The sequence below is a fragment of the Planotetraspora silvatica genome (assembly GCF_016863315.1).
Classification (GTDB): domain Bacteria; phylum Actinomycetota; class Actinomycetes; order Streptosporangiales; family Streptosporangiaceae; genus Planotetraspora; species Planotetraspora silvatica.
Genome location: NZ_BOOQ01000013.1, coordinates 136,745 through 161,223, shown reverse-complemented (window position 1 = coordinate 161,223; position 24,479 = coordinate 136,745). Strand labels below are relative to the sequence as shown.

24 protein-coding genes are annotated in these 24,479 nt (G+C 69.1%); 13 read left to right on the top strand and 11 right to left on the bottom strand.

Annotation, left to right across the window (positions count from 1 at the left end):
- The first annotated feature begins 81 nt into the window (after positions 1-81).
- From Psi02_RS11650 to Psi02_RS11625, 6 genes are all read left to right on the top strand, one after another.
- On the top strand, positions 82-891 hold the full coding sequence (locus Psi02_RS11650; RefSeq protein ID WP_203973463.1) for a F0F1 ATP synthase subunit delta: 810 nt from the start codon (positions 82-84) through the stop codon (positions 889-891).
- Between the two features lie 24 nt (positions 892-915).
- On the top strand, positions 916-2,565 hold the full coding sequence (gene atpA / locus Psi02_RS11645; RefSeq protein WP_203954931.1) for a F0F1 ATP synthase subunit alpha: 1,650 nt from the start codon (positions 916-918) through the stop codon (positions 2,563-2,565).
- Positions 2,566-2,568: 3 nt separating this feature from the next.
- Positions 2,569-3,468: a F0F1 ATP synthase subunit gamma gene (locus tag Psi02_RS11640; RefSeq protein WP_203973462.1), complete on the top strand. Its 900-nt coding sequence runs from the start codon at positions 2,569-2,571 to the stop codon at positions 3,466-3,468.
- A gap of 1 nt (position 3,469) precedes the next feature.
- Positions 3,470-4,897 carry a F0F1 ATP synthase subunit beta gene (gene atpD / locus Psi02_RS11635; protein WP_203973461.1) on the top strand — a complete coding sequence of 476 codons (1,428 nt, stop codon included), beginning with the start codon at positions 3,470-3,472 and terminating at the stop codon, positions 4,895-4,897.
- A gap of 68 nt (positions 4,898-4,965) precedes the next feature.
- Positions 4,966-5,367, top strand: a complete 402-nt coding sequence (locus Psi02_RS11630) for a F0F1 ATP synthase subunit epsilon (protein ID WP_203954928.1) — start codon at positions 4,966-4,968, stop codon at positions 5,365-5,367.
- 19 nt (positions 5,368-5,386) lie between these two features.
- On the top strand, positions 5,387-5,785 hold the full coding sequence (locus Psi02_RS11625; protein WP_203973460.1) for a DUF2550 domain-containing protein: 399 nt from the start codon (positions 5,387-5,389) through the stop codon (positions 5,783-5,785).
- A gap of 224 nt (positions 5,786-6,009) precedes the next feature.
- On the opposite strand, the gene Psi02_RS11620 is transcribed toward Psi02_RS11625, so the two are convergent.
- From Psi02_RS11620 to nucS, 6 genes are all read right to left on the bottom strand, one after another.
- Entirely contained in the window at positions 6,010-6,621 is a 612-nt protein-coding gene (locus Psi02_RS11620) for a cob(I)yrinic acid a,c-diamide adenosyltransferase (RefSeq protein ID WP_203973459.1), read from the bottom strand.
- Positions 6,622-6,693: 72 nt separating this feature from the next.
- Positions 6,694-7,299, bottom strand: coding sequence for a TetR/AcrR family transcriptional regulator (locus tag Psi02_RS11615; RefSeq protein WP_239094803.1), 606 nt, complete (start codon positions 7,297-7,299; stop codon positions 6,694-6,696).
- 196 nt (positions 7,300-7,495) lie between these two features.
- Positions 7,496-8,350, bottom strand: a complete 855-nt coding sequence (locus Psi02_RS11610; protein ID WP_203973458.1) for an ABC transporter permease — start codon at positions 8,348-8,350, stop codon at positions 7,496-7,498.
- A 74-nt stretch (positions 8,351-8,424) separates the two neighbouring features.
- Positions 8,425-9,252, bottom strand: coding sequence for an ABC transporter ATP-binding protein (locus tag Psi02_RS11605; protein ID WP_203973457.1), 828 nt, complete (start codon positions 9,250-9,252; stop codon positions 8,425-8,427).
- Positions 9,253-9,383: 131 nt separating this feature from the next.
- Complete coding sequence (locus tag Psi02_RS11600) at positions 9,384-9,944, bottom strand: hypothetical protein (protein ID WP_203973456.1); 561 nt, start codon at positions 9,942-9,944, stop codon at positions 9,384-9,386.
- Positions 9,945-10,120: 176 nt separating this feature from the next.
- The gene (gene nucS, locus Psi02_RS11595) at positions 10,121-10,795 is read right to left on the bottom strand and encodes an endonuclease NucS (protein ID WP_203954922.1); all 675 of its coding nucleotides are present in this window, start codon (positions 10,793-10,795) and stop codon (positions 10,121-10,123) included.
- Positions 10,796-10,852: 57 nt separating this feature from the next.
- On the opposite strand from nucS, the gene Psi02_RS11590 reads away from it, so the two are divergent.
- The 4 genes from Psi02_RS11590 (at position 10,853) to Psi02_RS11575 (ending at position 14,623) form a co-directional block, all read left to right on the top strand.
- Entirely contained in the window at positions 10,853-12,361 is a 1,509-nt protein-coding gene (locus tag Psi02_RS11590) for a 3-hydroxyacyl-CoA dehydrogenase family protein (protein WP_203973455.1), read from the top strand.
- Between the two features lie 92 nt (positions 12,362-12,453).
- Positions 12,454-12,771, top strand: coding sequence for an Rv1322 family protein (locus Psi02_RS11585; protein ID WP_203973454.1), 318 nt, complete (start codon positions 12,454-12,456; stop codon positions 12,769-12,771).
- A gap of 256 nt (positions 12,772-13,027) precedes the next feature.
- Positions 13,028-13,732 (top strand): alpha/beta hydrolase, encoded by a 705-nt coding sequence (locus Psi02_RS11580; protein ID WP_203973453.1) that lies wholly within the window; start codon positions 13,028-13,030, stop codon positions 13,730-13,732.
- 153 nt (positions 13,733-13,885) lie between these two features.
- Complete coding sequence (locus Psi02_RS11575; RefSeq protein ID WP_239094802.1) at positions 13,886-14,623, top strand: alpha/beta fold hydrolase; 738 nt, start codon at positions 13,886-13,888, stop codon at positions 14,621-14,623.
- Between the two features lie 88 nt (positions 14,624-14,711).
- On the opposite strand, the gene Psi02_RS11570 is transcribed toward Psi02_RS11575, so the two are convergent.
- Together Psi02_RS11570 and mce are read right to left on the bottom strand one after the other, a co-directional pair.
- Positions 14,712-16,007, bottom strand: a complete 1,296-nt coding sequence (locus Psi02_RS11570; protein ID WP_203973451.1) for a DivIVA domain-containing protein — start codon at positions 16,005-16,007, stop codon at positions 14,712-14,714.
- A 183-nt stretch (positions 16,008-16,190) separates the two neighbouring features.
- Positions 16,191-16,613, bottom strand: a complete 423-nt coding sequence (mce, locus tag Psi02_RS11565) for a methylmalonyl-CoA epimerase (RefSeq protein WP_203973450.1) — start codon at positions 16,611-16,613, stop codon at positions 16,191-16,193.
- Between the two features lie 110 nt (positions 16,614-16,723).
- On the opposite strand from mce, the gene Psi02_RS11560 reads away from it, so the two are divergent.
- Together Psi02_RS11560 and meaB are read left to right on the top strand one after the other, a co-directional pair.
- Positions 16,724-17,923, top strand: a complete 1,200-nt coding sequence (locus Psi02_RS11560; protein ID WP_203973449.1) for an acetyl-CoA C-acetyltransferase — start codon at positions 16,724-16,726, stop codon at positions 17,921-17,923.
- A gap of 2 nt (positions 17,924-17,925) precedes the next feature.
- Entirely contained in the window at positions 17,926-18,885 is a 960-nt protein-coding gene (meaB, locus tag Psi02_RS11555) for a methylmalonyl Co-A mutase-associated GTPase MeaB (RefSeq protein WP_203973448.1), read from the top strand.
- Positions 18,886-18,998: 113 nt separating this feature from the next.
- Here meaB and Psi02_RS11550 read toward each other — a convergent pair whose 3' ends face one another.
- Both Psi02_RS11550 and Psi02_RS11545 read right to left on the bottom strand, forming a co-directional pair.
- Entirely contained in the window at positions 18,999-19,688 is a 690-nt protein-coding gene (locus Psi02_RS11550; RefSeq protein ID WP_203973447.1) for a DUF4230 domain-containing protein, read from the bottom strand.
- Between the two features lie 86 nt (positions 19,689-19,774).
- Entirely contained in the window at positions 19,775-21,607 is a 1,833-nt protein-coding gene (locus Psi02_RS11545) for a hypothetical protein (protein WP_203973446.1), read from the bottom strand.
- Between the two features lie 336 nt (positions 21,608-21,943).
- Between Psi02_RS11545 and Psi02_RS11540 the strand changes: the two genes are divergently transcribed.
- Positions 21,944-22,489: a MarR family winged helix-turn-helix transcriptional regulator gene (locus tag Psi02_RS11540; protein ID WP_203973445.1), complete on the top strand. Its 546-nt coding sequence runs from the start codon at positions 21,944-21,946 to the stop codon at positions 22,487-22,489.
- A gap of 166 nt (positions 22,490-22,655) precedes the next feature.
- Here Psi02_RS11540 and Psi02_RS11535 read toward each other — a convergent pair whose 3' ends face one another.
- Positions 22,656-24,380 carry a S8 family serine peptidase gene (locus Psi02_RS11535; protein ID WP_239094801.1) on the bottom strand — a complete coding sequence of 575 codons (1,725 nt, stop codon included), beginning with the start codon at positions 24,378-24,380 and terminating at the stop codon, positions 22,656-22,658.
- Positions 24,381-24,479: the final 99 nt, after the last annotated feature.

Sequence of the window (24,479 nt, the reverse complement as noted above, 5' to 3'; positions counted from 1 at the left end):
GTCGGCCCGAGCCGGTTCGGTGCGCTTCGCCTCGCCGGAGCATGTTGCCGGCGTGGCCGGACGAGAAGCGGTGAGTGACAGATGAGGGGTCTGAGCAGGGCCGCGCTGGCGGAGGTCGAGGAGCGGTTCAACGCCGTCGCGGCGTCCGCCGACCTCGGCACGCTCGCCGACGAGCTGTTCGCCGTCACCGATCTGCTCGACCGCGAGCACGGGCTTCGCCGGAACCTGTCGGACGCCTCGCGCCCCGCGGAGCAGAAGGAGCAGGCCGTCCGTGGCCTGCTCCAGGGCAAGGTCAGTGAGGCCGCGCTTGAGGTCGCGGTCGCCGCGGTCCGTGCCAAGTGGTCGAGGTCCGGCGACCTCCCCGACGCCGTCGAGCGCATCGGGGTCACGGCCGCCGCGGCCGAGGCCGAGTCGGCGGGCAAACTCGACGAGGTCGAGGACGAGCTGTTCCGCTTCGGACGGATCCTGTCGGCCAACCCCACGTTGCGGCGCGCGCTGGTCGACGCCGCGATTCCGGGGGAGCGCAAGCAGGAGCTCCTCGCCGGCCTGATCGGCGACAAGGTCGCGCCCTCCACTCTCCGTCTGGTGACGCAACTGGTCGTCCACCAGCGGGGACGTAGCCTGGAGACGGCTCTGGAGGAGTTCGGCTGGATCGTCGCCAGGACGCGCGAGCGCCTGGTCGGTGTCGTCCGCAGTGCCGTTCCGCTTTCGGAGGCGCAGAAGCAGCGGCTCGCCGCCTCGTTGCGAGCCACGTACGGGCGCGACGTCCACTTGAACGTCGAAGTGGACCCGGAGGTGCTCGGAGGGTTCTCCATCAGGATCGGAGACGACCTCATCGACACCACCATCGCTGGACGTATCGAAGAAGTCCGCCGCCGGTTGGCCGGCTAAGGCGAATAGGGAGACGAAAGAGAGATGGCGGAGCTTACGATCCGGCCGGACGAGATCCGGGACGCGCTTGAGCGCTTCGTCCAGGCGTACGAGCCGGAAGGTGCCGCGCGCGAGGAGATCGGGACCGTCGCCGACGCAGGCGACGGCATCGCCCATGTCTCCGGCCTGCCCTCGGCGATGGCCAATGAGCTGGTCGAGTTCGAGGACGGCACGCGTGGCCTGGCGTTGAACCTGGACGTCCGGGAGATCGGTGTGGTCATCCTGGGCGACTTCAGCAAGGTCGAGGAGGGACAGCAGGTTCGCCGTACCGGCGAGATCCTGTCGGTCCCCGTCGGCGACAACTTCCTGGGTCGCGTCGTCGACCCCCTGGGCAACCCGCTGGACGGCAAGGGCGCCATCGAGGCCGAGGGCCGCCGCGCCCTCGAACTCCAGGCCCCCTCCGTGGTCCAGCGCCAGCCGGTGAAGCAGCCGCTGCAGACCGGCCTCAAGGCGATCGACGCCATGACGCCGATCGGCCGCGGGCAGCGCCAGCTGATCATCGGTGACCGCGGTACCGGTAAGACCGCGATCGCCGTCGACACGATCCTGAACCAGAAGGAGAACTGGCTCTCCGGCGACCCTGACAAGCAGGTCCGCTGCATCTACGTCGCGGTCGGCCAGAAGGGCTCGACGATCGCGCAGGTCAAGGGTCGCCTCGAAGAGCAGGGGGCGATGGAGTACACCACCATCGTCGCCGCCCCGGCGTCCGACCCGGCGGGCTTCAAGTACGTCGCCCCCTACACCGGTTCCGCCATCGGGCAGCACTGGATGTACCAGGGCAAGCACGTCCTCATCATCTTCGACGACCTCACGAAGCAGGCGGACGCGTACCGCTCGGTCTCCCTGCTGCTTCGTCGTCCGCCGGGCCGCGAGGCGTTCCCCGGCGACGTCTTCTACTTGCACTCGCGTCTGCTGGAGCGCTGCGCCAAGCTCTCCGACGACATGGGCGCCGGGTCGATGACGGGTCTGCCGATCGTCGAGACGAAGGGCAACGACGTCTCGGCGTTCATCCCGACCAACGTCATCTCCATCACCGACGGTCAGTGCTTCCTGGAGACCGACCTGTTCAACGCGGGCGTCCGTCCCGCCATCAACGTCGGTGTCTCGGTGTCCCGAGTCGGCGGATCGGCGCAGATCAAGGCGATGCGGAAGGTCGCCGGCACGCTGCGTCTGTCGCTGTCGCAGTACCGCGACCTCGAGGCCTTCGCCGCCTTCGCCTCCGACCTGGACGCGGCATCCCGCGCCCAGCTGGAGCGGGGCAGCCGTCTGGTGGAGCTGCTCAAGCAGTCGCAGTACAGCCCGTTCCCCGTCGAGAAGCAGGTCGTCTCGGTGTGGTCCGGCACGACCGGCGAGCTCGACGACGTGCCGATCGAGGACATCCGGCGCTTCGAGAGCGAGTTCCTGGACTACCTGTCCAGCCAGTACAAGGGTGTGCTCGACAGCCTCCGCGAGACCAAGGACCTGTCCGACGACACGGTCACCACGCTCAAGGACGCGATCGGCGAGTTCAAGAAGGGCTTCACGACCTCGAGCGGAGAGCTCCTGGTCAAGGACGTCCCGGTTGAGGCGCTCGCGGCGGACGAGGTCCGCCAGGAGACGATCGTGAAGCACGTCCGCAAGACCGAGAAGAAGTAGCGTATGGGTGCCCAGCTGAGACTGCTGCGGCGGCGGATCAAGTCGGTCAAGTCCACGGCGAAGATCACCCGCGCGCAGGAGCTGATCGCCTCGTCGCGCATCGTCAAGGCGCAGCAGCGGATGCACGCGGCCGTGCCGTACGAGCGTGAGATCACGCACGCGGTGTCCGCGGTCCTGTCGAACACCTCCAGCGTGGACCACCCGCTGACCGTCGCGAAGGAGCAGCCGGCCATGGCCGGCGTGCTCATCGTGACCAGTGACCGGGGTTTCTGCGGTGGCTTCAACGCCAACGTGCTGCGTGAGGCGGAGGCGCTGAAGGCGCACCTGTCCGGGCGCGGCCTTCAGGTGAAGCCCTTCGTGGTGGGTCGTAAGGGCATCACGTGGCACCGGTTCCGCAGCCGCGAGATGTCCGGCGAGTGGGACGGGTTCTCCGACAACCCGTCGTACGGCCACGCCAAGGAGATCGCCGACGCGCTCATCTCCTCGTTCAAGCAGGACGACGGCATCGACGAGATCCACATCGTCTACACCGAGTTCGTCTCGATGTTGACGCAGGAGGTCGTCGTCAAGCGGATCCTGCCGCTCGAGGTCGAGGAGGCCGAGGCGACGCCGGAGACCGTGATGCCGTACTACGAGTTCGAGCCCACGGCTGGTGACGTGCTCGACTCCCTTCTGCCGCGCTACATCGAATCGCGGATCTTCAACGCGCTGCTCCAGTCGGCTGCCTCCGAGCACGCCGCCCGGCGCCGGGCGATGAAGTCCGCCACCGACAACGCCAACGAGCTCATCTCCGTGTTCACCCGCCAGATGAACCAGGCTCGCCAGGCTGAGATCACCCAGGAAATCAGCGAGATCGTCGGTGGCGCGAACGCGCTCGCTGACGCCGCAGCGGGGAAAGAGTGATATGACCGCACAGACTGTTGAGACCAGCGTGGGCCGTGTCGCCCGCGTCACCGGTCCTGTCGTCGACGTGGAGTTCTCCGTCGACGACATGCCCGACATCTACAACGCCCTCACCGTTGACGTCACGCTCGGCGAGGAGACCAAGGTCCTGACCCTCGAGGTCGCCCAGCACCTGGGCGACAACATGGTCCGGGCCATCTCGATGCAGCCGACCGACGGTCTCGTCCGCGGCGCGGCCGTCTCCGACACCGGGGCGCCGATCTCGGTGCCGGTGGGCGACATCGTCAAGGGCCACGTGTGGAACGCCCTGGGCGAGCCGCTCGACGTGCCCAAGGCCTCGCTCGAGGTCACCGAGAAGTGGGGCATCCACCGCCCGTCGCCGCCGTTCGACCAGCTCGAGGCGCGTACGGAGATGCTGCCCACGGGCATCAAGGTCATCGACCTGCTCACGCCGTACGTCAAGGGTGGCAAGATCGGCCTGTTCGGCGGCGCGGGCGTCGGCAAGACCGTCCTCATCCAGGAGATGATCCGCCGCGTCGCGCTGAAGTTCTCGGGCACCTCGGTGTTCGCGGGCGTCGGCGAGCGCACCCGTGAGGGCAACGACCTCTGGCTGGAGATGGAGGAGGCGAACGTCCTCAAGGACACCGCGCTCGTCTTCGGCCAGATGGACGAGCCGCCGGGCACGCGTCTGCGCGTCGCCCTGTCCGCTCTGACGATGGCGGAGTACTTCCGCGACGTGCAGAAGCAGGACGTTCTGCTGTTCATCGACAACATCTTCCGGTTCACCCAGGCGGGCTCGGAGGTCTCCACCCTCCTCGGCCGCATGCCGTCCGCGGTGGGTTACCAGCCCACCCTGGCCGACGAGATGGGCGTGCTCCAGGAGCGCATCACCTCGACGCGTGGACACTCGATCACCTCCATGCAGGCGATCTACGTGCCCGCCGACGACATCACCGACCCGGCGCCGCACAACGCGTTCGCGCACCTCGACGCGCAGACCGTGCTCTCGCGGCCCATTTCGGAGAAGGGCATCTACCCCGCGGTGGACCCGCTCGACTCCTCCTCGCGAATCCTCGACCCCGTGGTCATCGGGGACGAGCACTACGCGGTGGCCCAGGAGACCAAGCGGATCCTGCAGAAGTACAAGGAACTGCAGGACATCATCGCGATCCTCGGCATCGACGAGCTCTCCGAAGAGGACAAGGTCACCGTCCAGCGGGCCCGCCGGATCGAGCGATTCCTGTCCCACCCGATGTACGCCGCCGAGGCGTTCACCGGGCAGCCCGGCGAGTTCGTGCCGCTGGACGAGACCATCGCCTCCTTCAAGGGCCTCTGCGCGGGTGAGTACGACCACCTGCCCGAGCAGGCGTTCTTCATGGTCGGCGGCATCGAGCAGGCCATCGCGAAGGCGAAGGACCTCGAGCGCTAGTCGCCTGAGACGCCGGTACGGCAGGCCGTGCCGGCGTCTCCTGTCTCCTTGGAAGGAGGAGCTGAGAAGTGGCAAAGCTTCGCGTAGGCGTCGTATCGCCGGAACGTGAGATCTGGTCGGGCGAAGCCGACATGGTGATTGCCAAGACCGTCGACGGCGAGATCGGTATTATGCCGGGACACGCTCCTGTTCTCGGCGTCCTCGTCGAGGGCGGGGTCTTGCGCGTCAAGCGCGACGGCGAGGGCGACCTCGTCGCGGCGGTGCACGGCGGCTTCCTGTCTGTCGCGGACAACGACGTGTCGGTCCTGGCGGAGGCGGCGGAGCTCGGCTCCGAGGTCGACGTCGCGGCCGCGAAGGACGCCCTGCAGCGTGCCCAGGCCTCGATCGAGGCCGATCAAGAAGACGCGGACGCACGGCTTGAAGCCAAGCGTGCCGCGGCCCGGCTGCGTGCGGCCGGCGAAGAGGTCTGATCTTGTAAGGGGGGCGGCGATGGCGGCGCTGACGATTCTTCTGGGCGTCTGCTCCGTGGCCGCACTCCTCCTGTTTCGCGGTATTGCCCTGGCTCGAAGCCGGGGCACTGTCGTCTGTCGGGTACGCCGGGGGGACACGGGCTGGCAAAGCGGGGTAGCCCGCTACGTCGGAGGAGAGCTCCACTGGATCCCCTTCATCGGACTGCGACTGAGGCCGCGCCACGCGATTGCGAGGCGCGGCCTTACTGTTTCCAGCCGGCGGCGGCTGACGACGGGCGAAGGCCCCGCGGGGTACTGGACGGTCGTGTGCTCGGCTGAGCGGGGGCCGCTCTCGCTCGCGATGAGCGAGGACGCGCTGACCGGCTTCCTCGCCTGGCTGGAGTCGGCCCCGCCCAGCGCCCACCTCGACGCTGTGTAAATTGCGCTGCGCTTGATTGCCTCGCCTCCGGCTCGGCGGGTTCGCGGCGCCTTAGAGGCGATGTCTTCCCTCGTCGTTCGGGGTCGCTCGTACCTCGCTCCCCGCTCTCTCCTCAGTCCAGACGCCGCCGCGCCCCTCACATGACGGTTGCCCACCGCAGGTCAGTCTTCGTGTTCTTCGAGCTTCAGGGTCCTGCAAGGGGACACAGCGCAATCAGACACACCTCAGCGCGTGCCGCCGGGTTTCCAGAGGATCTCGTCGCCCTCCGCCACGATCCGGCAGAGGATGAACAGCAGGTCGGAGAGCCGGTTCAGGTACTTCGCCGTCAGCGGGTTGACGTCGTCGTGAGCCTCGAGCGCCGACCAGGCCGTCCGCTCCGCCCGCCGTACGACCGTGCGGGCGACGTGGAGGAACGCGGTGGCGGGGGCGCCTCCGGGCAGGATGAAACTGCGCAGTGGTTTCAGCGACGCGTTGAACCGGTCGCACTGCTCCTCGAGCCACACGATGTAGGACTCCTCCACACGCAACGGAGGGAACTCCGGGTTCTCCGTCACCGGCGTGCAGAGGTCCGCCCCCACGTCGAAGAGCTCGTTCTGCACCCGGGTCAGCACCGCGACGACGTCGTCAGGGAGGCCGCGGACCTCCGTGGAGAAGCCGCCGACGGCGATGGCGACGCCGAGAGCGGCGTTGGCCTCCTCCACGTCGGCGTAGGCCGCGAGGCGGGGGTCGGTCTTGTGGGTCCGGCTCATGTCGCCGAGAGTCGTCGTCCCGTCGTCGCCCGTCCTGGTGTAGATCTTCGACAGCACGACCGGCTTGTCGTCATCGGCTCGCGTCATGTCGTTCAGCGTAACCAGCCAGGCGGCGGCCGCTCGCCGTCCGGGTCCTCGGGCGGGCCGTGGCCGTACGGTTCAGACGCCGAAGGCGCAGCGGAAGATGTGCACGGCGGCGTCGATCACCTTGTCGGTCGGTGGGGCGGGGTTGGCGAGCACCCACTCGATCAGCAACTCCGTGATGGCTCCGATCAGGCCGAGGGAGAGCAGGTGCGTTTCGAGGGGGAGGCGATGCGGCACGTCCTGAACGACGCCTTCGATGATCTCCGAGAAGGCCTTGACCGTGTGCTGCCGGGCGGCGGTGAGCACGCTCCCGGCCCGGCGGACCTCTAAATGCATCACCCGAGCACGCCGGACGTCCTTGGTGACGAACCGAACGTACTCCGCGATGCCGGCGACGATCCGCTCGTCCAACGTCGGCGGCGCCTTGTCGATCGCCTGGTTGACGGATGTGAGGGTCTCCTCCACACACCGGTCGTAGACCGCGCGCATCAGATCCTCGCGGCTCGAGAAGCACTCGTAGAAGGCCCGGTTCGAGATGCGCGCGGTGGTGCACAACTTCTCAATGGTCGTGGCGTGGAACCCGGGATGTGCGAAGAGCGTGTAGGCCGCCGTTATGAGCCGTTCCCTTCGGTCGGCGAGCCGCTCCGCGGCAGACATGCCCCGGTAGTCACGTCCCGTCAATGTTCCACCTCGCGCCGTCATGCCCCCCGGAATCTTCCATTATGAAGGCAAGATCCTTTATACGGAAGTGCCATGAAACGGGCACCTTCCGCATATGCCGAGGTGGCCAGAAGGCTTGACAGCCGGATCGACCGGACACTCTGTCATGGCTGGATCGCGTCGCTGCGACCACCCATCGTGGCCCGGCCGTCTGTGATCATCCGTCGCGGCGGCTCTTCCAGCGGAACGTCGTCAGGCACAACACGACGCCACCGATCAGCCACGCGGCGAGGACCAGGGCGACGCGATCGAGTTCGTACGACTTAGCGGCTTCCAAGGCGGCTCCGCCGTCCCCCAGGAAGACCGAACGGAAGCCCTGGCACATCCACTTCAGCGGGAAGACCGATGCGATGTTCATCAACCACTGAGGCATCGCGGTGAAGGGGATGAAGACGCCGGAGACGAACTGCAGGACCACGAAGGGCATGCTGATCACGGCCGCGGCGCTCTTGGCCGATCTCGGCAGGCTGCTCGCCGCGATGCCCAGCAGCGCCGAGCCCGAGACGCCGAGCACGAACACCCAGGCGAACGTCAGCCACCTCGATGCCTCGGAGGGCAGGTCTAGGTCGTACAGCGTGACGCCGATGGCCAGCAGGATGGCCACTTCGAGGACTGCGATGAGCAGTACGACGAGTACCTTGCCGACGAAGTAGGCACTGGGCGGCATCGGCGTGCCCGCCAGCCGCTTGAGCGTGCCGTCCTGGCGCTCGGTCGCTATGCCGATGCCGAGGTTCTGGAAGCCCGCCCCCATGACGCCCGCGCCGATCAGGCCTGCGGTGTACAGCTGGGAGACGGTGACTCCTGTGCCTTCCAGTTCGCCGGCGAAGATGGAGCCGAACAGGACGAGCAGGATGATCGGGAAGGCGAACGTGAAGACGACCGCGTCCTTCTCCCGGAAGAACATCTTCGTCTCCGCCGCCGCACGGGCCAGGCTCACCGTGACGATGGACGGCATCGGCGCGGAGGTGACGGCGGCGGGCGGTGCGTGGGTGGTTTCGACTGCTTCAGCCATGGGGGACCTCGGTGGGGTGGTGAGGGATGAGTCTGTGCGCCGGCCGAGCCGGCAGCCGATGGGCGGAGTCCGGGTCAGGAGGGCTCGATCAGGCGGAGGTAGATGTCCTCGAGCGAGGGACGGGTGACGGCCAGCTCGGGGATCTCGCCGTCGAAGCGCTGACTGAGCTCCAGCACGGTCTCCGTCGGGGTGTCGGTCTCAATGGAACCGTCCGCCCAGGTCACGCGGGCCTTGGCCGTCGCACGGCCGCCCAGGGTCGACGGATCTCCCTCCGCGACGATCTTCCCTCGGGAGATCACCGCGACGCGGTCGGCCAGTGTCTCGGCCTCTTCGAGATAGTGGGTGGTCAGCACGATCGTGGTGCCGCCATGGGCCAGGCCCGAGATCAGATCCCAGAAACGACGGCGTGACTCGGGGTCGAAGCCCGTCGTCGGCTCGTCCAGGAACAGCAGTTGGGGTCGGCCGACGACGCCGAGGGCCACGTCGACCCGCCGCCGCTGCCCGCCGGATAGCTGGCGGATGCGTTTGCCCGCGCTCTCGGTGAGCCCCACCATCTCGATGACCTCATCCGGGTCACGGGAGTCCGGGTAGTACGTCGCGTAGAGCCGCATGATCTCGCGGACGGTCAGCTCGGGAGCGTCCGCGTTCGTCTGCAGGACGATGCCGATCCGGGAGCGCCACTGCCGGGTGGGCCGTCCGGGATCGGCGCCGAGCACGCTCACCTCGCCGGAGTCCCGCTTCCGGTAACCCTCGAGGATCTCGACCGTCGTCGACTTGCCCGCTCCGTTGGGGCCGAGGATGGCGAACACCTCGCCGTGTTCGATCTCCAGATCGATCCCGGCGACCGCTTCGACGCCGCTGTAGAGCTTCGTCAACCCTCGCACCTGTATGGCGTGTTTCATGCCTATAGGTTCGTTGATCTACGGCTGTCGCGTCACCTCCGATCGGATGATTCGCCGGTCGTTCGCGGGGAGGGAACGGCCGCGCGGCCCGGCCGGCGGCGGGTGAGACGCCGGCCGGGAGGCTTCGACCGTCAGGCCTCGAGGATCTCGAACCGCTCGGCGATGGCCGTGAAGAGGAGATCGTCCTCTTCCGGTACGGACGACCCGCAGCCGAGGCAGAACCGCACGTCGTCGTGGACGACGAAGTATTCACGGACGGCCCAGACCCGGCCGGCGTCGTGCCTGGCGCAGTCGAGCCGGGCGGCCGCGCGTCCTGCGATCTCCACGTCGGTGATCTGGAAGTCGCGGAATCCCGCTGATTCCAGGATCGGCTGGACCAGTTCGGCCGCGTCGACCGCGGTCGAGCCCGGCCGTGGGAACCCCCGGAAGACGATGACGCTGCGCCTGCGATCGGTCGGCTGGCCGAACCTGGCGGTCTCCATTGGGCTGTTCTTCAGGTTCGGTGGCCGTTCATCCCAGTCCTCGGGGACATGTACGGCGTAGCCGAACTCGGGCTTTTCTATGCGCTGCCATTCCATGTGCCGCTCCTCGGCGTCGACGCGTCGCAGGTGCCTGAGGGCAGCGGTGTAGGACTCTCCGGTACGGCGGGCGCGTTCACGGACACGACGCTTGAAGTGCTTGTTCGCTGTCATCAGACCCTCGACACCACGAAGGCTCGACCCCCGGCGAGGAACCCAGTGGCGGGCGGATGACCAGCGATCCGAGGCAGCGAGTCCCCTTTGCCTCCACCGGGCGGCCCTGCCGGGGAGGGCCGAAGGAGGTTGGGCGTCGGATCAACGCCGGACCCCAGAATAACCCAGACGGCGCGTCAGAACAGGGTGGGGTTCTCCGGCTCGATGCCGCGCAGGCCGTCGTAGTCGAGGATGACGCAGTCGATGCCGCGGTCCGCGGCGAGCACCCGGGCCTGGGGCTTGATCTCCTGGGCGGCGAAGACGCCCTTGACCGGCGCCAGCCGCGGATCCCGGTTGAGCAGCTCCAGGTAGCGCGTCAGCTGCTCCACGCCGTCGATGTCGCCTCGCCGCTTGATCTCGATGGCGACGCTGCCGCCCAGGTGGTCGCGGCACAGGATGTCCACAGGGCCGATCGCCGTCATGTACTCGCGGCGGACCAGCGACCAGCCCTCGCCGAGGGTGGTGATGTGCTCGGCGAGCAACTCCTGGAGATGGGCCTCGACGCCGTCCTTCTGCAGGCCGGGATCGATGCCGAGCTCGTGGCTCGAGTCGTGGAGGATCTCCTCGATCGTCAGCACGAGCTTCTCGCCGGTCTTTCCGTGGATCACCGACCAGGTGACCGATCCGTCGATGTTCTCCTCGCGGATCTTGCACGGCGGATTCATCCAGTTGAGCGGTTTGAAGGCCCGGTCGTCCGCATGAATGGAGACCGAGCCGTCCGCCTTGATCAGGATGAGCCGGGGCGCCATCGGGAGATGGGCCGTCAGTCTTCCCACGTAGTCCACGCTGCACCGCGCGATGACGAGCCGCATGGGCGCCAACCCTACCGGGCTTGCGGCTGTGACGAGGCCCTCTGGAAAACTGACTCCATGACACGGACGTTCGAGACGGTCGGAGTCGTCGGGCTCGGGACGATGGGCGCGGGCATCGCGGAGGTGTTCGCCCGCGCGGGGATGCGAGTGATCGGCGTCGAGGCCGACGAGGAGGCACTCGGGAGAGGCCGCGGGCATCTTTCGACCTCCACGTCCAGGGCCGTCGCGAAGGGCAGGATGACCGCCGAGCAGCAGGCCGCCCTCCTCGGCCGGATCACCTTCACCACCTCCCGTGAGGATCTGGCGGACGCCGATCTCGTCATCGAGGCGATCCCCGAGATCATGGAGTACAAGCGGGGCCTGTTCTCGGATCTCGACCGGATCTGCAAGCCGTCCGCGGTGCTCGCCACCAACACCTCCTCGCTCTCGGTGACCGCCATCGCCGCCACGACCTCGCGCCCCGCGCAGGTGGTCGGCATGCACTTCTTCAACCCCGCACCGGTCATGAAGCTGGTCGAGGTGATCAGCACCGTCGTGACCGAGGACGGCCTGGCCGCCGAGATCGCCGACCTCGCCCGGCGGCTCGGCAAGACGCCGGTGACGGTCGGCGACCGGGCGGGCTTCGTGGTCAACCGGCTGCTGCTCGGCTACCTCAACCACGCCTGCGGCCTGCTCGAATCAGGCCTCGCCGGCCGGGACGACATCGACGCGGCCGTGAAGCTCGGTCTCGGCCTTCCGATGGGCCCCTTCACGCTGCTCGACCTCATCGGTCTCGACACGTCGTACGAGGTGTGCGAGGTGTTGTTCCGCGAGAGCCGGGACCGCCGCCACGCACCGGCCCCCGTCCTGCGCGAGTTCGTCACCGCGGGGCTGCTCGGCCGGAAGACGGGCCGGGGTTTCTACTCCTACGCCGCTCCCACCCCCGCCGCCCACGAGCCCGGGCCCAGGGCCGTCGTGTCGATGGTGGGCATCGTCGGCAGCGGGCCCGAGGTCGCCGGCCTGGTCGCCGACCTCGACGCCGCCGGATTCAAGGCGACCGTGGCAGAAAGGTCCGATCTCACCCCGGTGGCCGACGCCGACGTGGTCGTCGCGCTCTCGGACCGGCCCGTCATCGAACTCGCCGTACGGCTCCCGCATCCCGAACGGCTCGTCGGCCTGCACCTGGTGGGCGACCGCGTGGCCGAGGTGGCCTCGACCGTCCTCACGTCCGAGGATGTGGCGGGAGCCGTACAGGATCTGGTGACCGTGCTCAGGCGCACGCCGGTGCGGTGCGGCGATCGGGCCGAACTGGTCGTCAACGCGCTGCTCTATCCCTATCTCAACGACGCCGTCCGCATGCTGGACTCGGGCTACGCGACGGCCGCGGACATCGACGACGCGATGAGGCTGGGCTGCGGCTATCCCGCCGGGCCGTTCGAGATGCTCGACGCCATCGGGCTGGAGCGGGTCAGGGACGGCCTGCGCGCGCTCTACGCCGAGTATCGCGAGCCGTCGTTCGCTCCCGCGCCGCTCCTCGACCAGCTCGTGACGGCCGGTGTGCCGGGATTCCGCGCGTACGCGCGCTGAAGCGGGCCTGGAAGAATGCGGGATGATATGCCGTTCTGTCCTGTGTCAGGTGATCGCTTGCAGGACACATCCCCTCGAGGAGGACTGACGCCGTGAGCCCGCGTCGTGCCCGCCGCCGCGGCCCGTTCGATCGCCCTGACGGCCGCGGGGCCGGTCGGCCGGTCGAGGCGGTTCCCGGTGTGGACCGGGTGGAGACCTCGCCGGACGGCGACTGGGTGGTGCGGAACGTGTCCGGCCCGGCCCTCGGCAAGGCCTATCGATGCCCCGGCTGCGAGCAGGAGATCCGGTCCGGTGTGCCGCACATCGTGAGCTGGCCCGCCTGGCCCGGAGGCGAGGACGAGCGGCGGCACTGGCATACGGCGTGCTGGCGTAACCGGGCCAACCGGGGCCCCGGCCGCAGTCGTTACTGAGGGTGCCGCATTTGCATGATCACGTACGGAGTATGCGCTGGCCGGCGGGGTTGTGCCCGAACGTGTGCATGATCACGGATGGTGTACGGCCTGGTCGCGCGGGGTGGCGGCGAACCAGTGCATGATCACGCGGGGGGTGTGGGCTGGTCACGGGGGATGGCGGCGAGCCTGTGCATGATCACGGCGGGAGAATTGGGTGGTCAGGGATACTGTGGGAGAACTTGTGCATGATCACGATGGAGGGGTTGGGGTCGGGATGGACATCAGGGCGTCGACGGTCCTGCCCGCCAAGCGGGAGGACATCGAGCTGAACACGGCCGACGGTCTGACCCTGGTGGGAGAGCTCGCGCTTCCGGAGGGCGGTCCGCCCGCCGCCACCCTGATATGCCTGCACCCGCTTCCCACGCACGGCGGCATGATGGACAGCCATGTCCTGCGCAAGGCGTCCTATCGGCTGCCGGCTCTCGCCGACCTCGCCGTGTTGCGCTTCAACACCCGTGGGACGACCTCCGACCGCGGCACGTCGCAGGGGGCGTTCGACGGGGGAGAGGGCGAGCGGTACGACGTGGCCGCGGCGCTGGAGTACGCGGACTTCCACGACCTGCCGCGTCCCTGGCTGGTCGGCTGGTCGTTCGGCACCGAGTTGGCCCTGAAGTGGGGGAGGGATCCCCTCGTCCAAGGCGCCATCCTGTTGTCGCCCCCGCTGCACCGGGCCACCGACGCCGATCTCGACGCCTGGGCCGAGTTCGACCGTCCTCTGATCGCCCTCGTGCCGGAGTTCGACGACTACCTCCAGCCGGAGGAGGCCACGCGCCGTTTCAGCCGGGTCCCCCAGGCCGAGGTCGTCGGGGTCGAGGGGGCCAAGCACCTGTGGGTGGGCGAGCCGTACGTGCGGATCGTGCTGAACGAGATCGTCAAGCGGGTCAACCCGTCGGCCGCTCCGCTGCCCACCGCCGTCTGATCCGCCCCGCCGCACCGCCTCGCCTGGACCTGGCCCTCTGACCGTCGTCGTCTGACCGCGTCGGGGGCGATTCGGTGCGGGGAGGGTGGCAAGCGGCCGATCGCGCGTTACGTTGACGTGATGCAGCTTTACTCGCGATCGGCAGGAAGTGGCATGCCCCTCGTGCTGCTCCATGCCTTCCCGCTCTCATCGGCGATGTGGCTTGCGCAGCGTGAGGCTCTGGCAGGCGAATGCAGGGTGATCACTCCAGATCTGCGCGGCTTCGGCGGCTCGCGGCTGGGCGACGAGGACCCTTCCGTCGACGCGATGGCCGACGACGTGGCACGGCTGCTCGACGACGAAGGCGTCGAGCGGGCGGTGGTCGGAGGACTGTCGATGGGCGGCTATGTGACGATGGCGCTGTGCCGCCGGCATCCGGACCGGCTGATGGGCGCGATATTCGCCGACACGAAGGCGAGCGCGGACACGGAGGCGGCGCGGGCCAACCGGGAGAGGATCGCCGCGGCTGTGCTCAACGGCGGCGCGGGCGTGCTGCTGGACGACGTCCTGCCCACGCTGATCGGCACGACCACCAAACAGCGCAGGGGGATGGTCGTCGGGCGGGTCCGCGGCCTGGTGCAGGCGGCCCCGCCTGGAGCCGTGGCCTGGGCCCAGCGGGCGATGGCCGGGCGGCCCGACTCCTTCGAGACGTTGCGGGCCCTGGACGTGCCGGTCCTGGTCGTCGTGGGCGACGAGGACGAGCTGTCCCCGCCCTCCGACGCCGAGGCGATGGCTCAGGCAGTGCCTGAGGCGAAGCTGGCGGTCATCGAGAAGGCCGGGCACCTGTCCGCGATCGAACAGCCTGAGGCCTTCAACGCCGTCGTCGCGGAGTTCGTCCGGTCCCTCCGCTGAGACGCGCGCGAACGGACAGGGCCCGGCGGGATCGTTCCCACCGGGCCCTGCTCAGATAGCCGTCGCAACTCCCCGAATGCGCCGACCGTTACTCCTGCCACCATTCGGCGTCGTCGTCCGCCTTGGGCGCGGGCTCGACCGGCTTGGCCGCCACGATCGGCTTCTCGCTCACCGGGGGCGCGGCCGACAGGGCCGGCTTCGGCGGAGCCGCGGTGACCGGGGCGGGCTCGGGCTCCATGCCCGGCAGCGCCGCGCCGCCGAGCAGCTGACGCAGCTGGGCGAGGTGGCTGGTGATGCTGTCGCGCTGGCGCGTGAGCTCGTCGACCTGCCGCTGCATCGAGGTGCGGGTCCGCTCCGCCTCACTCTTGGCGTCGCTCACGATCGACTCGGAGCTCGACTTCGCCTCGGCCACGACCTGGTCGGCGTTCTTGCGGGCGTTGGCGAGCAACTGCTTGGCGTGCGTGTCCGCCTCGCGACGGGTCTGGTCGGCCTGCTGCGTGGCCTTGGTGGCCCGCTGCTCGGCGGTCGCGGCCCGCTGCTCGGCCTCGGCGACCAGCTTCTGCGTGTTGGCCTGCGCGGTGGCGTGCCGCTCGGCCTCCTGCCGCTCCGCGTCTTCGCGGCGGGCGGCGAGCTGGATCTCGAACTCGGCCTCGTCCTGGGCCCGCTTGGCCTCGGACTCCTCGAGGACGCGCTGAGCCTGCGCGCGCATCTCGTCCGCCTGGCGCTTGGCCGTGGTCAGCACCTCGTCGCGCTCACGCTTGGTGGACGCACGGAGCTGGGCGACCTCGCGCTCGGTCGTGGTGCGCAGCTTGGCGATCTCACGCTCGGCGTCGGCGCGCTTCTCCGCGACCTCGTGGTCGGCGGTGGCGCGCAGCTTGGCGACCTCGCGCTCGGTGGTCGAGGTCAGCTCGTCGGACTCACGCTTCGCGGTGGAGCGGATCTCCTCGGCGTCACGCTCGGCGGTGCTCCGCATGTCCTCGGCCTCGCGGTTGGCGAGAGCGCGCTTCTCGGCGGCCTCGTTCTCCGCGGCAGCGCGCAGGTCGGCTGCGTCCACCCGTGCCGCGGCCTTGATCTCGTTCGCCTCGGACCTGGCCGCCTGTACGAGCTCGGTGGCCTGCTCTTCCGCCAGGCGCAGCAACTGCTCGATGCGGGCGCCCAGACCGGAATAGGTCGGGCGCTCCTGCTCCTGCAACTGTCGCTGCGAGTCGGACAGGTCGCGCTGCAGACCTGTCACCTGCTCCTTGGCCTGACGCAGCTCGGTGTCGAGCGTCTTCAAGTGGTCGTGGACCTGGTGCCGGTCATAGCCCCTCAGCACCACGTCGAATTCCCGAGAAGGGGCGTCTTCGAAGAAATTATTGAGCTGGGCGTCGATGTCGGACTGCATGAGGCTCGATCCTGGTTGTCGAGACGGCTACACGGGCCGGACGGGGGGTTCGGACATCCGAGGCGGGGAGCCCACGGGCATCCACCTCCGGTGGTACGCCAGCGTACTCCGCTACCGCTGCCTTGGCGGCCCTCTCCGACTTTCTGCGCTACTTGTTACGTATGAACGTTTCTTACGTTTGGATCAGTGTCTGGATGTCTCCACCAGTTCGGTGAGCACCCCTCCGATGTCTTTCGGATGGAGAAAAGCGATGGAGGCGCCCATCGATCCGTGCCGCGCTCTTTCGTCGAGCAAACGAACGCCTTTCGCGGAGATTTCCGCGAGCGCTTTGGTGATGTCCGTCACTCCGTATCCGACATGGTGCACGCCCTCGCCACGCTTGGCCAGGAACTTGCCCACCGCTGTGTCGGGGTGGAGCGGCTCCAGCAACTGCACATAGGAAGCGCCCTGATCGCCGTCCGCCACGTGCAGCATGGCCTCGCGAACGCCCTGCTCCTCGTTGATCTCCCGGCTCACGACGGTCAGGCCGAACACCGACTCGTAGAATTCGATCTTCTCGCTCAGATTGTGGCAGGCGATTCCCACATGATCGATCCTGAGCAACATTTGGGGACTCCGTTTCGTGTGTCGTTCAACGGCGGCCGCTCTCGCGGTCGTCCGGCGCCTGCTGGGTATGGTGGCACCGTCGCCCTGATCTCGTGATGGAGGCCCCTCAAATGTCTGGTTCCGTCATCGTCGCCGGAGCGCGCACGCCCATCGGAAGGCTCCTGGGCTCGCTCGCCGACCTTTCCGCCGTCGACCTCGGCGGCCTCGCCATCGAGGCGGCCCTGGCACGTGCGGGCGTGGCTCCCGGCCAGGTGCAATACGTGATCATGGGGCAGGTTCTCCAGGCCGGGGCCGGTCAGATTCCTTCACGGCAGGCCGCCGTGAAGGCGGGCATACCCATGACGGTGCCCTCGCTCACCATCAACAAGGTGTGCCTGTCGGGCCTTGACGCCATCGCCCTGGCCGACCAGCTCATCCGGGCGGGGGAGTTCGACATCGTCGTCGCGGGCGGCATGGAGTCGATGACCAACGCGCCCCACTTGCTGCCCGGCCTGCGCAAGGGCGTCAAGTACGGCAACGCCGGCGTGCTCGACTCGATGGCGCTCGATGGGCTGACCGACGCGTTCGACCAGGTGGCGATGGGTGAGTCGACCGAGCACCACAACGCGCGGCTCGGCCTGACCCGGCAGGAGCAGGACGAGTTCTCCGCCCGGTCGCATCAGCTCGCCGCCCAGGCGACCAAGAACGGCCTGTTCGACGACGAGATCGTCCCCGTCTCCCTGCCGCAGCGCAAGGGAGAGCCGATCCTGTTCTCGGCGGACGAGGGCATCCGTCCCGACACCACCGTGGAGGGTCTCGCCCGTCTGCGCCCCGCGTTCACGAAGGACGGCACGATCACCGCGGGTTCCGCCTCCCAGATCTCCGACGGCGCCGTGGCCGTGGTGGTCATGTCCCGGGCCAAGGCCGAGGAACTGGGCCTCGACTGGCTGGCCGAGATCGGTGCGCACGGGAACGTGGCCGGACCGGACAACTCGCTGCAGTCCCAGCCCGCCAACGCCATCAAGCAGGCCCTCGGCAAGCAGGGGCTGACCACGGGCGATCTCGACCTGGTCGAGATCAACGAGGCGTTCGCCCAGGTCGTGCTCCAGTCGGCGAAGGAGCTGGACATCCCGCTCGACAAGGTCAACGTCAACGGCGGCGGCATCGCCCTCGGCCATCCGATCGGCGCGTCCGGCGCGCGCATCGTGCTGGCCCTCGCGCACGAGCTCAGGCGGCGCGGCGGCGGGCTGGGCGCCGCGGGTCTGTGCGGCGGCGGCGGCCAGGGCGACGCCCTGATCATCCGCGTTCCCTCCGGTCGCGACGGAAGCTGAACATGGACGTCCGCGAGCTCGCCGCCGACGCGCGACGCGGCCGGCCGCGCGCGGTCGCCCGCCTGCTCTCCCTGGTCGAGAACGCCGTGGCCGCCCCCGAGCGCGCCGCGACGCTCCGCGAGGTCATGGCCGAGCTCGCGACGGGGGCGCGCAAGCCGTACACCGCGAGGGTGATCGGCCTGACGGGCGCGCCCGGCGTCGGGAAGTCCACGACGACGGGCATGCTCATCCGGGCCTTCCGCGCCCGCGGCAGCCGGGTGGGCGTCCTCGCCGTGGACCCCTCGAGCCCGTTCACCGGCGGCGCGCTGCTCGGCGACCGCGTGCGGATGCAGGACCACGCGACCGACCCCGACGTCTTCATCCGCAGCATGGCCAGCCGGGGCCACCTGGGCGGGCTCGCGTGGGCCACGCCGCAGGCGCTGCGCGTCCTCGACGCCGCCGGATGCGACGTCATCCTCATCGAGACGGTGGGAGTCGGCCAGGCCGAGGTCGACGTCGCCCGGCTGGCCGACACGACGCTCGTGCTGCTGGCTCCGGGGATGGGCGACGGCATCCAGGCGGCGAAGGCGGGGATCCTCGAGATCGCCGACGTGTTCGTCGTCAACAAGGCCGACCGCGACGGACTCCAGGCGACCGTGCGCGACCTGCGGAACATGGTGGCGCTCGCGACCGCGCCGTGGCGGCCCCCGATCGTCCCCACGGTGGCGGCGAAGGGCGAGGGCGCCGAGGAGTTGCTCGACGCCCTCGACAAGCACGCCGCCCACTTGGAGGAGTCGGGCGAGTTCCGCCGCCGGCGGCTGGCCCGCGCCAGGGACGAGATCGAGGCGATCGCGCTCGCTCAGATCAGGTCCAGGCTCGCCGATCCGCACGTGGACCGGCTCGACGGGCTCGCCGAGCGCCTGCTCGCGGGCGCCGTCGATCCCTACTCGGCCGCGGACGACCTCATCGCCGCCCTCGGCTGACCGCCCCCTTCAGGCTCCCTGTACGGCTCTCGCGAGCCTCGCCGTACAGGGCCGCCCGGGGAATGGTCCCGGCGGACAGGGGAGCCCGCGAGCATGATCGCGGGCTCCACGGGTCACGTCTCGTCGCCGTACTGGATGACCACGGTGGTGAAGCCGAGGGCCTTCAGCATGCCCTCCAGCGTCGCCTTGGTGTTCTGGTCGGCCCGGTTGCGCAGGTCGCTCGAGGTCGCGGTGTCGGCGATCTTCTGCTCGGCCAGCACGTAGAGCTCCTGCTGGTTCGCCGGCGAGGAGGACAGGAAATCCGACACGCGGTCGAACAGGCCTCGTTGCTGGGCGAACACGTGGGACTGCTGGTTGTCCAGATTCGGTTTCTCCAACTGGGCGTGCGGGAGCCGTACGGTCACGGTCTTCCCGTCGGGGGAGACGGTGATGGCGTCCTTGGAGAGTCCGGAGAAGTCGACGTAGGCGTCCACGCTGCCCACGCCCACGAACAGAGTCCGGGTTCCCTTGATGGCGTCGGGCAGGAAGTTGGCGTCCTTCTCCAGGTCCACGATGACCTGGAAGTTGCCCGTCGCCGCCTCGTATCGGCTGAGGTTCTGGATCGACTTCAGCAGCACCGGGCTGCTGCGGTCGATGGTCTCCTCCCCGAGCGGGTTCAGCCACGACCAGGTCAGTCGTGCACCCACGACGACCAGGAGGATGACGAAGAGGAAGCCGGCGAGCAAGCGCCAGCCTCTGCGTGGGCGCCGGGGGACGGGTTCGTCGGTGTCCGGCGTGGGGAGGGGTCGGGTCTGACGGTCCACGGGAGGACATCTTCCCCTTATTCGCCCGATCTCACATCCACGCCATCGCCGCCGAGGCCGTCGGGGAACCGGTTGACCTGGCCGGCTCACTGCTGGAAATCGTGGTGACGGCGGTGCCCGCGGAAGCCGTCGGAGGCACCCACGGGTGACAACGCGGTGCCGTCGCCGGGAAGCCGCTCCTGGCCGGGGCGGAAGTCGGTGCCGCGCCGGGAGTCCTGGCCCCCGGCCCGGTCCGTCCCGGCCGAACCCGGGTCCTGACCTGGCCGGGAGCCGGGCGTATCGGTGCCGTCACGCCGGGGAGAGTCCTGCCCGGAGCCGGAGCCGGAGCCGTCGGGGCCCGAGCCGTCGGGGGCGTCGGGCAGGGTCCCGGGACCCGGAGACGCGCCGGGCCCGGGCTCGGGAGAGGCGCCGCCGTCCGGGCCGGTCCCCGCGCCGGTGTCCGGCCCGGTGCCCTGACCCGTCCCGCTCCCGGCTCCCGGGATCGATCCGGGCACCGTTCCCGGGCCCGCTCCGGGGACCGTGCCGGGGGTGAGGACCACGCCGGGAATCTGCCCGGCCGGTCCGGAAGGCGACGGCACGACGGGCGCAGCGGACGGGTAGCCGGGGCTCGGGGCCACCGGATACACGGGCGCGAAATCCGCGCCGGCGTTGACCGGGTATCCGGTCATGTTCGGGTCCGCCTGCCTCGCCCCGCCGCCGAAGTGCCGGCTCTGCAGCCCGCACGACACGAAGTCCGAATAGAACATGCGCAGCCAGTCGCGCCGCTGGGTCTCGGTGAGTTCGGAGAACCACACCGCGGCGTACCGGTGCTCGGGCAGCGGCCCCGCCGACAGCGGCTCGTTGCGCAACCAGGAGATGACGATCGCCCGGTAGCCGGCGGTGACCGTCCCGGGGCACGGCTTGGCCAGCCGGTCGAGGAACTCGCCCGCCGCACGGTCCGCGTACCCGTCGTTCAGGTCGTCGACATGGATGAAGGCCACCCCCGGGTCCGCCTGGTCGCCGTCGTCGGGGGAGTGCTGCTCGACCCGGTTGAAGGCGGCCGGGGTGCCCGCCAGCCTGGCGGCGATCGTCGTGAACGTGCTCACCAACTCGGTGAGGCCGGCGCGCATCGAGGGATGCACGCACACCGTGATCGGCCACTCCTGGCAGCTGTAGACCAGGCGCTCGCTCGCGGCCACGGTCTGGGGTTCGGTGACCAGCCGGGCGGCCCCCGTACCGGCGGCCATGACGGCCATCACGGCCGCGGCGAGCGCGAGCATGCGCCTGGTGACGAGCGCCACCCACCCGAGCAGGAACGCGGTGCTCAGGCCGAGCAGCCACAACGTCTGGTCGGTGAAGGCGGTCGCGCTCATCCCCTCGAACAGGTCGTACGGCTCCCGCGTCGCGGGAGCGAGCCTGTCGGCCCAGGTGAAGTTGCCGGCCAGCCAGGTGAACAGCACATAGGTGCCGAGCCCGGCGATCGCCGGTGTGGCGACGAGAGGGAGCAGCCAGCCGATGATCCAGCCCACCACCACGTAGAGGGCCAGCGAGGCGACGCACATGGCCAGGCCGCTGGGCACCAGGCGTCCCGGTTGCTCGCCCAGGCCGGCACGCAGCCCGAGCACCAGGACCGTGGTGCCGAACGAGCCGGTCACGACCACGAGGATCGCGAGCGGCGCCTTCACCGCCCGCCACGGAGTGATGGCACGGCCGTTGCTGGCGCGATGCTTGCGCACCGCCACCCACGCCGCGAACGCGGCGGCGACCGGGCCGGTCAACCGGAGCGAGCCGATGACCGCCATCACGATGTCGTCCCAGCTCATGAAGCCGGGTATCAAGGCGCTCCACGCGACGACGAGCCCGAGCGCCAGCAACACGGTCACCGTGACGACCGTGCCGTGCTTGAGCTCCTCGCGTGAAACGCCTCTGTGGTTACCCACGGCCCGGCGCGGCCCCTGGCCGCACCATCGTCGATATACGGCGCGTGCTACGCGCCGGGACAGGCATGCTGCCCATCAAGCACCCCCCGTGCCTGTGTGAGCGGGGCGTGGGACCGCGCCGTTCCCCCCGGCACTGGTCTTCCATCGGCCTCGCCACGGTCCGCGTTAGCAGACCGGGCTCCCCGGGCCACCGGGTTTGCCGCCGCCTCACCTTTTGACGTCGCAACCATAACGGAGCGTGACCCTGAGGGAGGGAGTTCTGGGGTCAAGGAATGAATTCAGTTACGCTACGTGCGCGGGTCGATCACGAAAGCCGTCGCGATACCGTATATCGCTGTGCCCCTTCCGCCCAGTTCAAGCCAGCTCCCGCTCAGCGGTTCACGGCCGCTCAACCTGCCGTTCGACCCGATCGAACGTGCCGCGGAGACCTGGCGCGAGAAGTTCGGCCCGTCGTCCGCCATGGCCGCCGTGACGTCGATCATGCGAGCCCACCAGATCCTGCTGGCGCAACTGGACACGCTGCTGAAGCCGTACGACCTGACCTTCGCCCGTTACGAGGCGCTGGTGCTGCTCACGTTCAGCCGTGCCGGCGCCCTGCCCCTGTCCAAGATCGGCGAGCGTCTCATGGTCCATCCGACCAGCGTGACGAACACCGTCGACCGGCTCGAGCGGGCCGGACTGGTCAAGCGGATGCGCAATCCCAAGGACGGGCGCGGCGTCCTGGCCCACATCACCGACGAGGGCCGTGACGTGGTGAGCCGGGCCACCGCCGACCTCATGGAGGCGGGCTTCGGCATGGGCATGTACGGCGACGCCGACCTGGGGGAGATGTTCGACCTCCTCAAGACGCTCCGAGTCGCCGCAGGGGACTTCAGCGTCTAACTCCTGTGTTTGGTCGCCTCGCCTCCGGCTAGCCGGGCTCGGGGCGCCTTGGAGGCCGTCGGTTCCTGGCCATCGTGTTCCTCGCGGCGGTCGGCTCGGGGGACCGAGACGGTGACGGCCACCGCCCGGAGGCGATGGCCGTCGGTGTCATGCGGAGGGTGCGCGGTCAGTGCCCAACGGCGTGGAGGGCGTTGACGATGCCCTTGCCGTAGAAGCCGTTGCCGGACACCGAGCCCTCACACGTGTGCGTCGCGGTGGCGGTGCCACCGGTCGGCAGGATCCGGGTGTAGGTGAAGGCGGCCGGCGTCGGGCAGGCCTTCTTGGTGGCCGTGCCCTTGAGGATGCCCTCGACGACGCTCGGGTCGAGCGTCAGGCCGCCGTGCCGGTAGTCGCGGTGGCCGTACTTGCTGACGATCAGCGCCACGACGCCGACCGCCCTGGGGGAGGCCATCGAGGTGCCCTGGAGGTACTGGTAGTAGGCGCAGACGGAGCCCTTGCAGTCCTTGACCACGTAGTCGACCGTCGGGTCGCCGTTCGCGTCGATCTCCTCGTTGGCGACGGCGAGGGCCTTCGGGTAGGCCGAGAGCGTCGTCTTGGTGATGTCCCTGGTGTTGCCGGGGGTGTCGTAGGCGTCGCCGCCCGGCGAGGCCACGTCGATGTAGCCGTTGCCGTAGTCGGAGTAGTACGCCTTGCGGGTGCTGATGCCGGTCGACGACACGGAGATCACGTGCTCGCCCTCGCTCGGCATCGAGATGCAGCTCGGCGGGATCGTGCGGCTGCGCGGCTGCTGACCGGCGACCTGGGCGAAGTCCGGGCTGGAGGCGTCGGAGATCGTCTTCGTGTAGTCGGTCGCTCCGTTGCCGGCCGCGGACACCAGGGTCACGCCGCGCTTGTTCGCGTAGTTCAGTGCCCGCTGGACCGCCGTGACGATCGTCCGCTGCTCCAGCTGCTCGTCGGGCGAGTCGGCCGGGTTGTTGGCGCAGTTGAACAGCCACGGGTCGATGTAGTAGCTCATGTTGACCACGTCGACGCCGATGTCACCGGCGTAGGTGAGGGCGTCGATGGTGGGCTGGACGAAGAAGTAGCCCGAGTCCTGGCCCGCCCGCAGGTTCACCAGGGTGACCTTGGGTGCGACGCCGGAGATGCCGAGGCCGTTGATGGGGGAGGCGATCGAGGAGGCGACGTGCGTGCCGTGCCCGTCCTCGTCCACGTCGTTGGGGTCGTTGCAGGAGCCGTCCGGGTCACTCGCGCACGGCCCGTCGATCACGGTGCCGTTGGCGTCGGCGGGAAGGTCGACGGTGAAGTTGCGGCTCAGCTTCTTGCTGAAGTTGGGCGCGATGTCGGGGTGGGACCCGTCGATGCCGGTGTCGAGGACGCCGACGAGGACGCCCTTGTCGCCCTGCTCGTACTTGTGGGCCTTGTCCGCCTGGATCTGCTTCATGTCCCACTGAAGGTCGGACAGCGGCTCGTCCTTGGTGCTCGTGTGCCCCTTGGACGGGGAGCCGTGACCGCGGCCTTCCCGTTCGACCGCCTTGTTCTGGGCGGCCTTCCGCGTGACCGCGGAGTCGGCGGGCACGCTGCCGATCGTGCGGTTGCGGGCGACACCTCCGATGACCGCGTTGTTCTTGATCGCGCCGACGAAGCCGGCGTTGGTGGTGCTGACTGTGGCGACGCCGACTTCGGAATTGACCTTGACGAGCGTGCCGCCCGCCGCCTCGATCGCCTTCTGGGCTTGTGCGGCGTTGGCGCCTTCCTTGTACAGGACGACGTATTCGGTCGTGGCCTTTTGGGCCGCGGCTGCGGATCGCGTGGTCTGGACCGCTTGAGCCGGGGCCGTCAAGGTCGCCGCTACGACCGCGGTCGCTGCGACGACTACTGTGACGCGCTTCACATCCACCTCCGTGTGGACTTTGAGAGGGCCCTAGCCATGGTTGAAGATTTCATCTGTTTGTCAAAGATCCGTGGCAATTTGCGACCAACGTGTGACATG

What these genes read in the sequence shown, in the direction of transcription:
- Psi02_RS11650 (WP_203973463.1), top strand. Translation starts at nt 82, where the DNA reads ATGAGGGGTCTGAGCAGGGCCGCGCTGGCGGAGGTCGAGGAGCGGTTC.
- atpA (WP_203954931.1), top strand. Translation starts at nt 916, where the DNA reads ATGGCGGAGCTTACGATCCGGCCGGACGAGATCCGGGACGCGCTTGAG.
- Psi02_RS11640 (WP_203973462.1), top strand. Translation starts at nt 2,569, where the DNA reads ATGGGTGCCCAGCTGAGACTGCTGCGGCGGCGGATCAAGTCGGTCAAG.
- atpD (WP_203973461.1), top strand. Translation starts at nt 3,470, where the DNA reads ATGACCGCACAGACTGTTGAGACCAGCGTGGGCCGTGTCGCCCGCGTC.
- Psi02_RS11625 (WP_203973460.1), top strand. Translation starts at nt 5,387, where the DNA reads ATGGCGGCGCTGACGATTCTTCTGGGCGTCTGCTCCGTGGCCGCACTC.
- Psi02_RS11620 (WP_203973459.1), bottom strand. Translation starts at nt 6,621, where the DNA reads ATGACGCGAGCCGATGACGACAAGCCGGTCGTGCTGTCGAAGATCTAC.
- Psi02_RS11610 (WP_203973458.1), bottom strand. Translation starts at nt 8,350, where the DNA reads ATGGCTGAAGCAGTCGAAACCACCCACGCACCGCCCGCCGCCGTCACC.
- Psi02_RS11605 (WP_203973457.1), bottom strand. Translation starts at nt 9,252, where the DNA reads ATGAAACACGCCATACAGGTGCGAGGGTTGACGAAGCTCTACAGCGGC.
- Psi02_RS11600 (WP_203973456.1), bottom strand. Translation starts at nt 9,944, where the DNA reads ATGACAGCGAACAAGCACTTCAAGCGTCGTGTCCGTGAACGCGCCCGC.
- nucS (WP_203954922.1), bottom strand. Translation starts at nt 10,795, where the DNA reads ATGCGGCTCGTCATCGCGCGGTGCAGCGTGGACTACGTGGGAAGACTG.
- Psi02_RS11590 (WP_203973455.1), top strand. Translation starts at nt 10,853, where the DNA reads ATGACACGGACGTTCGAGACGGTCGGAGTCGTCGGGCTCGGGACGATG.
- Psi02_RS11580 (WP_203973453.1), top strand. Translation starts at nt 13,028, where the DNA reads ATGGACATCAGGGCGTCGACGGTCCTGCCCGCCAAGCGGGAGGACATC.
- Psi02_RS11575 (WP_239094802.1), top strand. Translation starts at nt 13,886, where the DNA reads ATGCCCCTCGTGCTGCTCCATGCCTTCCCGCTCTCATCGGCGATGTGG.
- Psi02_RS11570 (WP_203973451.1), bottom strand. Translation starts at nt 16,007, where the DNA reads ATGCAGTCCGACATCGACGCCCAGCTCAATAATTTCTTCGAAGACGCC.
- mce (WP_203973450.1), bottom strand. Translation starts at nt 16,613, where the DNA reads ATGTTGCTCAGGATCGATCATGTGGGAATCGCCTGCCACAATCTGAGC.
- Psi02_RS11560 (WP_203973449.1), top strand. Translation starts at nt 16,724, where the DNA reads ATGTCTGGTTCCGTCATCGTCGCCGGAGCGCGCACGCCCATCGGAAGG.
- meaB (WP_203973448.1), top strand. Translation starts at nt 17,926, where the DNA reads ATGGACGTCCGCGAGCTCGCCGCCGACGCGCGACGCGGCCGGCCGCGC.